Below are 13,182 nucleotides of genomic sequence, written 5' to 3'. Positions count from 1 at the left end.
CTTAGTGAAACCTAGATCGAGTTAAAAGTCCAGTTTAGTACATTTGCCCAAAACTTCAGAGCTATTTCATTGACCAAAAAAAGCTGGTCTCAAGCCCTGTCCTAGAAGGACGGTGAACCTCAACCGGCGTTGGAGAAATCTAGCTGAATGTGTTAAAATATCAATATACCCCTCCCAAAACTAGCCTCATATATTATGATAGTCTACGAGTTTAAAGTCAAAGGAAAACTGAATCAATACCAAGGTATTGATGAGGCAATCCGGACGGGGCAATTTGTCAGAAATTCATGCTTGAGGTTCTGGATGGATAATCCAGGAGCGGGCAGGAAAGAGCTATATCGGTACAATACCGAATTGCGTGCAATGTATCCCTTCGTCAAAGATTTAAACTCCCATGCTTGTCAGGCATCTGTAAAAAGGTGCTGGTCAGCCATTGCTCAATTCTTTGAGAACTCCAACAGAAACATCCCAGGAAAGAAAGGATATCCACAGTTCAAGAAAAATACTCGCTCTGTCGAATACAAAACATCCGGTTGGAAGTTGCAAGACCCTAAACACATAGAGTTCACCGACAGAAAAGGGATTGGCAAGCTTAAACTGATGGGGACGTGGGATTTAGCATTCTATCCAGTTGAGAAGATTAAGCGGGTGCGACTGGTCAGACGAGCTGATGGCTATTATTGTCAGTTTTGTATTAGTGTAGATATCAAAGTTGAGAGTGAACAGACATTGCATAACGTCGGTTTAGATGTTGGACTCAAAGAGTTCTACACCGATTCAGAAGACAATAGAGAGCCTAACCCAAGATTCTACAGAAAAAGCGAGAAGCGAATGAAGTTCTATCAGCGTCGCGTTTCTCGTAAGCAGAAAGGCAGTACCAACCGCCAGAAAGCTATTAATAAACTGGGACGAGTACACCTCAAAATAAGTAGGCAACGTGAAGAATATGCCAAGAGACTGGCACGTTGCGTCATCCGATCTAACGATGTGGTAGCCTATGAAGACTTGAGGATTAAGAACTTGGTGAAAAACCACTGTCTCGCCAAGTGTATTAATGATGCAGGTTGGTATCAATTCAGAAAAGCGATGCAGCGCGGTCTTAGGGGTGTCCCCCATGAGCGACTGCATCAAGAATGGTTAGAGTATTTTGGGCCAAAGTTTGGCAAAGTAACGGTTGCGGTTAATCCTGCATACAGGACCCAAAAATGCTCAAATTGTGGCACCACAGTCAAAAAGTCATTATCCACTCGAACCCATATTTGTCGATGTGGATGTATTCTAGACCGCGACCACAATGCGGCCATCAATATCCTGAATTCGGCCTTAAGTACGATGGGGCACATCGGAACTTGGCTCAATGAGTAAAACGCTTTGGGAGATTCAGGCACTACTGAGGTAGGAAAAATCCTGCCTCAGCAACTTGGGTCGTAGAACAAAGAATCCCCCGCGCTATGCCTAACGGCAGGCTACGCCAACAGCCGGGGGAGTGTCAAAAACAATACAGTCCAAAGTTGGTCACCTTTTCTTATAGAATAAACAAACGATTAAATTAGTCGCACGTCCATAGACCTGAATCACCAAAAAAGAATAAGTTTCCCATAAACTATGGTGAAGACAAAAAAGTACAAGCCATTTATCCTAATACATTCACAAAAAGTAGCAAAGATAGTGGTAAATACTAGATAGCTGGGCAGTTTTGTCTACGATGAAATAACTCTACTCAGTAAATGTCTTGCCAAAATTAGCTTAAGAGGGCCATTAAGCATTGAACTAGGGAAAGCTGATTAAGACGACTATCTAGGTGAGACAGTCAAGGCAGACTAATTTATGGGATAACTGAACCGATAACAAAAAGGATAAAACGCTGCATGAAATTTTCCATCGCTACACTCCTAGCAAACTTTAGTGAAGACAAATTAGTCGCTCCTAAAGCAGTGGAGAAAAAACTAGATTGTCAAGACGATCTAAGTATCCATAAATTACAAATTGTTTTGGATGCTCTAGAAAAAATAGGAGTTTTAGCCAAAGATAAAGGTCGTTATCGACGACTATTTGAAGAGGCAATTGTAGAAGCAAAACTTCGCTGTTCCAGTAAAGGATTTTGCTTCGCAATACAAGACTCAGAAGGAACTGAAGATATTTATATTCGAGAAAGTCATCTGAGTAACGCCTGGAATAGCGATCGCGTCTTAGTCAAAATCATCAAAGAAGGCAGTCGTCGTCGGAGTCCAGAAGGAGAAGTAAAATTAATCTTAGAACGTGCTAACCCCTCCTTGTTAGCCAGAATCAAACAGATAAATGGACATAATGGAGAACCCTATTATCGGGCAGTTCCCCTAGACGATCGCTTACTATTTGAACTAGACCTAGTACCAGAAAGTCCTGACCTAGCGAATGCCATCGATCACCTTGTCCATGTCGAAGTATTGCGCTATCCCCTGGGAGAAAAACGTCCAATAGGAAAAGTAGTTCAAATTCTAGGTTCAGATGCAGAAGCAGCAGACGATATGGATATAGTATGTTGCAAACATGACTTGCCCCGGTCTTTTTCTGATGCTGTTCTCAAAGAAGCTGAGTCCTTGGTTAAGCACTCGACAAAGGCTGATCAAAAAAATAGATTAGATTTGCGCGAACTGCTGACAGTTTCCTTTGGAAATGCCAATAAGAAAGACATTAACCATGGTCTGAGCATAGAAACAACTTCCTCCGGTTATTGGCGAATAGGAATTCATATTGCTGATGTAGCATACTTTATTAAACCAGATTCACAACTAGACAAAGAAGCTCGTAAGCGAAGTATTAGTATATACCTGCGGGATACAGTAATTCCGATAATGCCAAAGATAATATCAAGTGATTACTGTTCTTTACTACCAGAAAAAGATAGACTCGCGATATCAATCCTAGTTACGGTCAATAAAAATGGTCAAATAGTTGAGTTTGAAATTGAACCTAGTGTCATCAAGGTAGACGATCATCTTAGCTATGAACAGACCAAAGAAATTATCAATGGAAATACAGAGGAATTAGCTAATCTGGCCTCAGATCAAATTGATAATACAATTAATAAACTCAATCATGTCAGTCAAGCAGTCCGCAATGCAAGATTACGAAGAGGTGGTTTCGATCTAAATTTACCAGATGAAAAAAGCTATTACAATGATGAGGGAGAATTGGGAGCAATGATAGTTCCCGAACTATTTCCGGCTCGATCTATGGTAGCAGAATTAATCGTCCTAGCGAACCAAGCAATAGCAAGTCACTTACTCGCACTGGGAGTACCAGCAATTTATCGAGTCCAAAATACTCCAGATCCAGGAGACATCCAAGAATTTATTAAATTAGCTAGTAATCTTGGAGCTGAGTTATATCTAGAAGATGAAGAAGACGTGCAACCTGCTGACTATCAAGCATTTATTGAAGAATTTACTGCAAAGAAATCAGAAAGAGTGCTGGCATACTTGCTTGAAGATACTTTAAAACCAGCTATTTATAGTACCATAGCTCAACCCCATTTTGGACTAGCATTGCAACATGGTTATGTTCATTGTATCTCGCCAGTTTCCAGATATTCTGACCTGCTGATTTCACGAGTATTACATACCATCTTTAATGAAGGACGCGATCGCCGTTCGAGTCGCTCCAAAGAAGGTGTAGAACTCAGTCATTCTTCCTGTCATGGCAAAATCACCTGGAATGTTCTACCTCCAGAAATACAGCAAGAGTTGGAAGCACAACTAACATCAGTAGTTGTACATTTAACAGAACGAGAAAATGTAGCACAGGATGCTCAAGAAGACCTGGAGGGATTAATTAAAACTGGATTGATGAAGGAACGCACAGGGCAAACGTTCCAAGGTTTGATTACAGGGGTGCAGTCTTACGGTTTCTTTGTAGAAATTGAGATTTCCTCTGAGTCAGTAGAAACTTTCAGAGTAGAAGGTTTAGTTCATGTATCCTCTCTCAAAGATGATTGGTATGAATATCGTTCTCGACAACAAACCCTTGTGGGACGCAAAAATCGTAATCAGTATCGACTAGGGGATATGGTGGAAGTACAGGTCAAGAGTGTTGATTATTATCGCCAGCAAATTGACTTAGTTGCAGTGGGTGGTGGTAGCGTTGCTTTTGATGATGATGAGTTTTCACCCCCTAGTCATCGTTATAGATATTAATTATCTTTTTCGGTGTTGCTGAAGGGCGGGATGAATATAAGTGGGGTGGGTATCCTGCCTACCCGAAAATATAAGGTGTTGCTGAATGATTGTGTGATTTTTTAGTAGTCAGTAGCTAGCAGCTAGTAGTTAAAAGAAGCTATTTTTACTTACTATTAATACCTACTCACTCACCAGTTTCATTCCTTATTTCAGCAACACCTCTTTTTCCGGTGTTGCTGAAATGTAATAGTAAGTAGCTGAAGGTAAAATTGAAAAACTTATGTTTTGCGTTGATACTTAATCTAAAAATCATTACCATTCAGCAACGCCAGATTTTAAGTTCCATTAAGGTCACTTCTGACTTCTGAATTTTGACTTCTGACTTTAGTGAAACGGTATAACTATCACCTACTATAAATTATTTATTGAAAATGAATGATTCTGTTTCTACTCCGCAACTACCGATAACGATCGGAGTTACAGGAGCATCAGGACTAATTTATGCTGTCAGAACTATTAAATTTTTGTTAGCATCCAATTACACTATTGATTTAGTAGCGTCAAAAGCTACCTACTCAGTCTGGCAAGCAGAGCAAAATATTAAAATGCCTGCTGAAGCAGCTAGACAAGAAAAATTCTGGCGAGAGCAAGCAGGAGAAGAAAGTAACGGTAAACTGTGTTGTCATGCTTGGCAAGATATAGGGGCTAATATTGCTAGTGGTTCCTACAGAACTAAGGGGATGATTATCATTCCTTGCAGCATGGGAACAGTGGGTAAGTTGGCTGCTGGATTCAGCTCAGATTTACTGGAGCGTGCAGCAGACGTACAGTTAAAAGAAGGTGGTAAACTAATATTGGTGCCTCGGGAAACACCTTTTAGCTTGATTCATTTACGAAATTTGACTACTCTAGCAGAAGCAGGAGCAAGAATTGTCCCAGCAATCCCAGCTTGGTATCATAATCCCCAAACTATAGAGGATTTGGTAGACTTTGTTGTAGCTCGTGCCCTAGACCAATTTGGTTTAGATTGTGTTCCTATAAAACGGTGGATAGGCCATGAATAGATCTCGGAATTTACTATTGTTAGTAGTTTTAATCTTGATAATCGTTGGGTTGGCCTTATTTTCTTGGCAAAATTGGTCCCCTAATTTGTCTTTAACTTTTTTGGGGTTACGATCTATACCTCTACCTTTGTCTATATGGATTTTAGGTGCTTTTCTTGCAGGTGTGATTACTTACCTGTTGATTTATGGTATTTTCGGACTTTCAAATTACTTGTTAAAAAAGAATTTACAACCTGCTAGACCTCGTTCTAGAAAGTCTCATCATCAAGATCGAACTGAGGAAGTTTGGGATGCTTCACAACCTCAAGTAACTTTAGATTCTCAAAGCTCTTTTAACTTGAATAAAGATTCAGAACCAGCTAAGAAAAATGAAAATTATGATGATTGGCAACCAAGACCTCCCAGGGTGAATCGTTCTTGGGATGGCACCACAGAGGAGCAAGGTTCAGAAAAAATACAGGAATCTGTGAATGAAAGTGCTACTAAAAATCATGAAACAGAACAACAGCCAAAAACAGGTTCTTGGTCTGGTTCTGTATATTCTTATGGTTATCGTGATAGTAGCAGTTCAGGTGTTGGTCAAACTGAATCTGTTTATGATGCAGATTATCGGATAATTACTCCTCCTCCTGCAAATACATCTATGCCTACTCAAGAGGAAGAAGATGATCAAGTTTCTGACAAAGATCATCAGTCAGAAGATCCAAAATAAGTTTGGCTTTTGTTTAATCGTTTTTTTTCATACAGTAATTTATGAATGTTAGTAATAAGAAATTCTTACAAGGAGTAAATCTTTATCTAGTTGGGATGATGGGGGCAGGTAAAACAACCGTGGGAGAGCTGCTATCCCAAAACTTAGGATATCGTTTTCTAGATACGGATAATTTGATTTCTCAAGTTGCTGGCAAGTCTATCAATGAAATTTTTGCTGATGATGGTGAAGCAGCGTTTCGGCAGTTGGAAACAAATGTATTGGCACAAGTATCTAGTTATAAAAATTTGACTATTGCAACAGGTGGTGGTATTGTATTGAACCATTTTAACTGGAGCTACTTACAGCATGGTATTGTCGTCTGGTTAGATGCGCCTATAGAGGTATTGCATAGTCGTTTACAGGGTGATCAAACTAGACCTCTGCTTCAGGATAGAGACCCTCTGGGTAAACTTCAGGCTCTTTTAGAGGAACGACGGCCACTTTATGCTAATGCAGATGTTCATATTCATGTAGAGCCTAAATCTACTCCGGAACAGTTAACAATGTTAGTCTTGGCAGAAGTTAAAAAAGTGGTAAAATCATCGGTACTAAATTAGTTATTGAAAGGTTCATCCCAAGATTTTAGTATGAAAATAATCTCAATAGATGTTTTTTGTCCAAAAAAGGTGTTATAGTTTTATGCGGCTATAAGATATTTGGTAGAAACTAAATAATATCTGGGATGAATATATGAAAATTTTGTAGATTTTAATAAAAAAAACCCCACCATAAATTAGGTAGGGAGCAAGGAAAATTAAACGCTTATTCTATTATAATCTCAGAAATCAATTATTATTGGTTATTGTGTATGTGACAATTTCTTAAACCTCCATAGGGCCGATTGCGTTCATAGAACCTATAAGATTAATATTTAAATTTGAACCTACTCTTGAAGTAAAGGTGACAGATGATAGTGCTTAACGACATAGTTCTGAAGTTGCCCATGGCACGACAAATCAGGATTTTTAAGCCTTACGACACCTTGTTTCCTGTTTTATAGCACCAGTATAGGTGAGATTTAAGGTCTTTCGAGTTTAATTGATTATGCTAAAATTTAAGTCTATAAAGTAGAATTCCTAGCCCTAAACTTGCTTGAGAAATAATTACTAGAATAATAAAAGACTGCCAATTTTTTAAGCCACAAACTTGAGTATCCAGTCTTACCAATATTCCCGCAGATATTAACACTAAAGCATCGACAGAAAGACTAACCCACCTAATGATAACTACAAATAAAAAAGCAGAAATAATCACAGAAATAAAAGTCGTAATATCAGATTGAAACCAAGGTGTAATTATTTCTTTAAAATTAGGCAGAGGAACAGTTAAAATAATATCTAATAAAAAAATAGCAGCTATAATAGCTAGATATAATAACTGAGAAGCTTGAGTACTAGCTAGTCTCCAGCCTAAAATAGTGTAAGTAATTAAAAGTAGGATTAAAGAAAGTAAAGGTATTAGTTTCACATTAAATTTATAAGTTAGTAGAAATTGCTTGCACTGGACAGGTAGGAATACATTGTTCGCATACGATACAACGAGACCTAATAAAATTTAGACGAAAGGTCTCAGGTTGTAAAGTCAAAGCTTCTGTAGGACAAACACCAGTACATAAACCACAGTCTATACAACTATCTTCATCGATTAAAATTTCCCTACTAGCTAAACATACATCTATATTTTTTAGTCTCATCCATTCGACAGCAGCATCTAATTCATCAATATCTCCCGATAATTCCAGCACTAATTTACCAACTTGATTTGGTGCTACTTGAGCACGAATAATATTAGCAGCAACATTAAAATCTTTTGCCAACCTATAGGTAATTGGCATATGAATTGAACGTTGTGGAAATGTTAGAGTTACTCGTTTTTTCATAGTTCTGTCCCCCAATTAGAATAATTAGACTGTTTCTAAAAGTCAAAATCCAGTATTTTTTCCTTCGTGATTTTTGATGTTTTTATTTATTCTTAATTATGGAATTAATTTTTATGCTCTTTGTTTTAAGATGGCAATTGCTAAACTAATAGCTATAGTTTTTAATTGTAATAATTCTTTAATTTTTTGACAATGAGCGTAAACCCATCTGATTCTACAAATACTTCCCCTTTCACAACGCGCCTGAGAAATTTCATTGTGGCGTTGGTAGCGATCGCTTTATCAGTGACCATTTTTATCGGATTACGAACGGAGACTGCTTCGGTCTCTTTGGGTGAAATGGCTGAAGCTGCAACACCTCTGAATGTGGCCTTAAGTAATGGTAAGCCAAGTCTAGTTGAATTTTATGCTAATTGGTGTACTACTTGTCAAGCTATGGCTTCTGAATTGGAGGAAATTAAACAACAGTATGGTGAAAATGCCAACTTTGTGATGCTGAATGTTGATAATAGTAAGTGGTTACCAGAGTTGGCTAAATATCGAGTAGACGGTATTCCTCACTTTGTATTTTTGGATCGAGATGGATCTGAGGTTGGCCAGACTATCGGAGAGATGCCAAAATCTGTGATGGCAGCAAATATAGAGGCTTTAATTGCTGGGGACTTACTACCATACGATGGTACTGTTGGTCAAGGGTCTAAATTTAACACATCAGTGGCACCAATTAAAGCAAGTCAAGCAGATCCAAGAGTTCACGGTAGTCAAGTGCAATAGTGGTCGATTAAGCTTGTGTATATATAGAATTACAGCATTGGTGATGTGTGGCTATGATTGTGCTTTAATGGCAATTGCCTAACTATTAACTGAAAAGCATTTTATATTTGGCTAAATTTAGGTTTCATAGCTTGATTCACCAATGCTGAATTAGTTGCTTTTTTTAGTTACTTAGCAATTAACGGTATAGCGATTCTATTTTAATACTGATGAGGTACAAAGTTCTAGGTTTTAAGGAATAGGTAATAGAAAATAATACCATTTCACAGAAGTCAATTTAGTTATCAGTTATCAGCTAGCCTTTTTACAGAGGAACTGGGTTAGCCTCTTACAGAGAAGTTACACTATCAGTACCTCATCACAACTGTACCTCACTCACCTGAGAAATGCTATAGTTGATTGATTAGGAAATATAAATTGGTCATTTTTGTTTGATAAGTTGCCTTTTTTTTATATAAGTAACAGAGGTATAATGTTAATTTAATCTGATAATTTACTCATCAATACTGTCAAGATTAACTGCAAATAATGCACATTGAATCAGTTACAGAAGATTGCAAGTAAATTAGGTAAACTTATTAATTTCATCGACTCCCAGCATTTTTAAAACTGCTTTATAAATTATGGTTACTGTATCTCATAAACCAGAAATACGCTGTATAGTAGAAGGAAAAAGGCTTTAGTTATCTAGTAGAGAAGGAAGAAGGAAAAATCTTGCGTTATCCGAGTTTTAAGCTTTTGATATGTCCTAACCTTTCCTTCAAATGCTGTATCAGTTATCAGGTTTATGATGAGAGATACTGAATGTTGTCGCTCCACGTCTACAGAACCGTTATCAAAACCCACAACTAATTCTTCAAATAAGCGTGGGGGTCTTAAACTCTATGTTAAAAATATAGATAAATAAATTCTGAATTAGATAGCTATCGAGAATGCAAAAAAGCAGATTATATCACATAAAATACAATTTCAGGAAATAGGTAAACTTGTGGATCTGCTATAGCAATCTTCAATAATTTATTGAAAATAAAAAAATCGATAAAAACTATGAAAAATTTTGTAAATCTTTCTAGTTTTATCATATATTTTTGCACAACTAAAATATGATTTATATACATGATAAAACTCACCTAATCTGTCAAATAAATTATCTATGAATAAATCATCTATCAATTCTAAACAATTACAAATACTTTTAATATTTTATTCTGCGGCAGGAATATTTACTATTAGTGTTCTGGTTGCAATAGTCAGTATATTTCCTCTATATAAGCAACTCAAAAGAAACGAAGAAAGCAATTTACAGTCAGCTTTAAGAACTCGAACTTTGGCAGTAGAAGAATTTATTTCAAAAGTCAAAAGTATTGCAGTACAAATTGCTAGTCGTACCCAAGCAAGACTAGAATTAGAAGCTTATAACCGAAGTTTAAATAATCGTGCTTCTGCTGTTTCTAATATTACACACTATCTGAGCGATGCTCTAAATCGGAGCCAAGATGTAGTTGGCATTACTCGCTTTGATCAAAATAATCAATTGATAGTTCAACGGAGAATAGCAGCACTTTCCATAGAAATTCCATAAAGTATAATTGGCTGATTTGGATTAATTTGTCGTACAAAAGTCATTGCTGAAGCTACATCTTTCGCTTCTTTTGCTCCAATTGTTGTTTTACTTCCGCTCGACCCTCCAACTCCTTGATAATCGACTAATACTGTATCGTAATTCAAAGAATGAAAGATTTTTATAGGGGCGAGAAGTTGCTTATCTTTAACAGCCCCTTGTGCCGGAAAAAGGATTACCGTTCCTTTAGAAGAAGCTGCTGGAATTAACGATAAAAATAATCAGTGCAATAAAGTCTGAGCAAAAATTATTAAGTGCGTCACAAAGAAATGGTATAAGAGATGCTCCTAAATAGGGTTTGCTGAAAAAGTATTTGTGTAGGAGTCAGTCTTCAGGAGTCAGGAGGAATAATTATCTAAGATTTTTCCCTCTAGGTTTGCTGAAAATCCTCACATTTTCAGCTTTTTGGAGCGAAAAGCTTGCACTTTTTTCTCATCAAAAAGATTAAAGGATTTACAGATAAAGGCTTTTAGAGTTAATCAGCAAGGCCTAAATATGTAATACCATTTTCGGATGATTAAGTATAATAAAAATTTTATCCCTGAGATATAGAAAGAATATCCCAAATTTTTGCCACCTCCAGTGTTCCCTTTTGAATTTACACCTACCACCTACAACCTACAACCTAAGAACTTTATTATCGTTGTATTAAGCGGACATTATATAAGTACATTGGTTGTGATATCCCTTTGATTATCAAGAGGTAAAATGCCAAAATTATTACTTATTTAGAACTACCGTATAAGATTCCGTCAATAATTTTTTTTCGATACTTTTGAGATTGCGGTCTAAGGTAAAAGATTGAGGTGGATAAATTGAAATTCTCTCAAAATCAGGATGTAAAGGGTTAATCAAATAATTATATTCTTGAGGAATAATAGCAGAAGGAACCTTTAAAACTGCTGTTGTTTTAGCAGTTAACCATTTATCTCCAATCGATGCTAAAACGGCAGGTGGAGAAGTATCACGCCAGTTATGGGGCAATAAATTTTCATCTACTTGTTTAATCGGAAAATTATCAGGAATTTTTACACCAATAGATACAAATATATTGCCAAAATTTTCTATTTCCATACTGACTAAAGTTTCTAATGTCGCTAGAGATAATGTGGCTGAAGTATAAATCAAGGATGTACCTTTAGAATTCCAACGCCCTCTGCTATAACTAGAAGCTTCAGCTTTAAAAACACTATTAATATGTTTTTTATGAGATATTCGCCATACTATTAAACTCATAATTATTATCTTGTAAACTACTAAAATTGAAGAAAAATTTAGGGTTCGGAATAAATGATTGAAAGACTCAGACTAGCTACTAATTAATTTTTTTCCTGACTCCTTATTCAAGATTCATATAAGCTCGGTTGATGATCAGAAGTATTCAATTCTTTGATTCATTTTGACAGTGCCACAGAATCAATAGAATAAAAATGCTGATAATATCTATCTATTTTTCGGCTTGTAAATCCTGAATTATTTTCTTAAAAAAACACCTGTGGGCAGGTTTTCAACCTGCCTTTATATATTTTTTTATTCACGACTAAAAGAAATGAACGATTAATAATGAATAATTAGCTATATACTCCATACTCTATTTTATTCAAAAGTTCATCTACTTGTTGTGTACCTGCATCCGTATCTAATAGTTCTAAAGGAGTTTTGCCACCCAAGGCACGATTTGATTTTTTCAGCCAATCTCTTGCTATTTCTAAATTTTCAAATATATCTAAGGTTTGTGCAAAAATTCTAGCAACACGATACAGTCTATCTGATTCTGAAAGATCTAGAGGTTTCTGATCTTTCTTGCGCCTAGATATAGTACGTTCAGAAGTTGCTAATAAAGCAGCCATTTGTGACTCAGAAATTCCACAATATTCAGCTACTTTAATCACAGAAATTATGGAAAATCCCTGACGAATTATACTGACTATTTGTAGTTCTTGGGGCAATTCCAAAATATTTTGAGGTATTTGCTCAAATCCTAAAATTTGATAGATTCTGGGGATGGTTTCAGTTTCTGAGTTCTGAGAAACTTGATCTGGAGATAACATCTGGACATCCTTGAAGGTCATGTGTCTAATATTATAATGCCAGATGTCTAAAAAAGTGATTTAAATTTTATATTGATCAGATTTTATAACAAAGAACGGGATAGTTAGGACTTATGTTGATGATGAAGCTTAGATAGGAAAAAGTTTTTCTCACTGTTCCCTCACAGGAGTGGGATACCAGATGCGTCTACCACCGACGGGGGGTTGCACCGCTGTTCCCTGCAATACATATTAATTCAGTAGTTTAACCCGCCGTAAAAGCAAGATAACATTAGGGAAAAAAGTTTCCTGGATATAGCTGAGTGCTAGTTGCTATATCTGAAGCTAAATATCCAGAATATAATTAATTTATAACTATTATGACCATGATTTATACTATAAACCTCTAATTTTTTCTGATAAGCTCGATACTCTAGAGAGAAGATCCAAAAAACAGGAGGATCAGAAAGATGAGAAAAAGTATAAAGATGAGACCGTTAGAAACCATATTCCTTATTAGTGACTTGATCTGATGTCTAGAAAATTATAGACAACAATGTTACATAGTTTTTGTTAAAGTTGAATAAGAAACAAAAAAACCCATAAATAAATTTATGCAGTTTTGAATAGAGTATTTATTTCTCGCCCTTTGTTTCTAGTCTGCTCTACCTTCCAGTAGGGATTCGGGATTATTTTTTTATTCCCGTTGGGTGTAACTGTTATAGCTTTGATTTGACTCGATCTAAACTGTTTTTCTAGAAGGCGAGTGGACAAGAGAAATAATTGTGGCCAGACTTAATGATTTTAGGACACATTTTTACCCTAGCTTTCTATTTGTACGCGAGGATAAAAGGCCACATAGTTTTGAATGTTTTTGGCTTTTTCTTTGGGGTTGGGATAATA

The 13,182-nt window shown here is 36.4% G+C and carries 11 protein-coding genes and 1 pseudogene; 7 read left to right on the top strand and 5 right to left on the bottom strand.

Annotated features, from left to right (window positions below; all coding sequences use genetic code 11):
• Positions 1-195 precede the first annotated feature (195 nt).
• From F6K06_RS21280 to F6K06_RS21260, 5 genes and pseudogenes are all read left to right on the top strand, one after another.
• Positions 196-1,431 (top strand): annotated as a pseudogene (locus F6K06_RS21280) (RNA-guided endonuclease InsQ/TnpB family protein).
• Positions 1,432-1,868: 437 nt separating this feature from the next.
• Positions 1,869-4,175, top strand: coding sequence for a ribonuclease R family protein (locus tag F6K06_RS21275; protein WP_124147316.1), 2,307 nt, complete (start codon positions 1,869-1,871; stop codon positions 4,173-4,175).
• A gap of 413 nt (positions 4,176-4,588) precedes the next feature.
• Positions 4,589-5,221, top strand: coding sequence for a flavin prenyltransferase UbiX (locus tag F6K06_RS21270; RefSeq protein WP_124144869.1), 633 nt, complete (start codon positions 4,589-4,591; stop codon positions 5,219-5,221).
• Positions 5,214-5,933 carry a hypothetical protein gene (locus F6K06_RS21265; protein ID WP_287243430.1) on the top strand — a complete coding sequence of 240 codons (720 nt, stop codon included), beginning with the start codon at positions 5,214-5,216 and terminating at the stop codon, positions 5,931-5,933. The genes F6K06_RS21270 and F6K06_RS21265 overlap by 8 nt, the downstream gene beginning before the upstream one ends.
• Positions 5,934-5,974: 41 nt before the next feature.
• Complete coding sequence (locus F6K06_RS21260; protein WP_124144867.1) at positions 5,975-6,532, top strand: shikimate kinase; 558 nt, start codon at positions 5,975-5,977, stop codon at positions 6,530-6,532.
• A gap of 490 nt (positions 6,533-7,022) precedes the next feature.
• Here F6K06_RS21260 and F6K06_RS21255 read toward each other — a convergent pair whose 3' ends face one another.
• Positions 7,023-7,442 carry a hypothetical protein gene (locus F6K06_RS21255; RefSeq protein WP_124144866.1) on the bottom strand — a complete coding sequence of 140 codons (420 nt, stop codon included), beginning with the start codon at positions 7,440-7,442 and terminating at the stop codon, positions 7,023-7,025.
• A gap of 7 nt (positions 7,443-7,449) precedes the next feature.
• A complete protein-coding gene (locus F6K06_RS21250) occupies positions 7,450-7,854 on the bottom strand; it encodes an NIL domain-containing protein (RefSeq protein WP_124144865.1) in 405 nt (134 codons plus the stop codon).
• A 192-nt stretch (positions 7,855-8,046) separates the two neighbouring features.
• On the opposite strand from F6K06_RS21250, the gene F6K06_RS21245 reads away from it, so the two are divergent.
• Positions 8,047-8,628, top strand: coding sequence for a thioredoxin family protein (locus tag F6K06_RS21245; protein ID WP_124144864.1), 582 nt, complete (start codon positions 8,047-8,049; stop codon positions 8,626-8,628).
• A gap of 1,153 nt (positions 8,629-9,781) precedes the next feature.
• Positions 9,782-10,210 (top strand): hypothetical protein, encoded by a 429-nt coding sequence (locus F6K06_RS21240; RefSeq protein ID WP_124144863.1) that lies wholly within the window; start codon positions 9,782-9,784, stop codon positions 10,208-10,210.
• On the opposite strand, the gene F6K06_RS21235 is transcribed toward F6K06_RS21240, so the two are convergent.
• The 3 genes from F6K06_RS21235 to F6K06_RS21225 all read right to left on the bottom strand — a co-directional run bounded on the left by F6K06_RS21235 (position 10,171) and on the right by F6K06_RS21225 (position 12,300).
• Positions 10,171-10,356, bottom strand: a complete 186-nt coding sequence (locus F6K06_RS21235) for a hypothetical protein (RefSeq protein WP_124154826.1) — start codon at positions 10,354-10,356, stop codon at positions 10,171-10,173. The two genes, F6K06_RS21240 and F6K06_RS21235, sit on opposite strands and share 40 nt — an antisense overlap.
• A 613-nt stretch (positions 10,357-10,969) precedes the next feature.
• A complete protein-coding gene (locus tag F6K06_RS21230; protein WP_124144861.1) occupies positions 10,970-11,485 on the bottom strand; it encodes an RES family NAD+ phosphorylase in 516 nt (171 codons plus the stop codon).
• 335 nt (positions 11,486-11,820) lie between these two features.
• Positions 11,821-12,300 carry an antitoxin Xre/MbcA/ParS toxin-binding domain-containing protein gene (locus F6K06_RS21225; protein ID WP_124144860.1) on the bottom strand — a complete coding sequence of 160 codons (480 nt, stop codon included), beginning with the start codon at positions 12,298-12,300 and terminating at the stop codon, positions 11,821-11,823.
• Positions 12,301-13,182: the final 882 nt, after the last annotated feature.

The organism is Okeania sp. SIO1H4 (genome assembly GCF_010672695.1).
GTDB classification, from domain to species: Bacteria; Cyanobacteriota; Cyanobacteriia; order Cyanobacteriales; family Microcoleaceae; genus Okeania; species Okeania hirsuta.
Note: the sequence above shows the minus strand (reverse complement) of the source record. Positions and strands in the feature narration are given on the sequence as shown.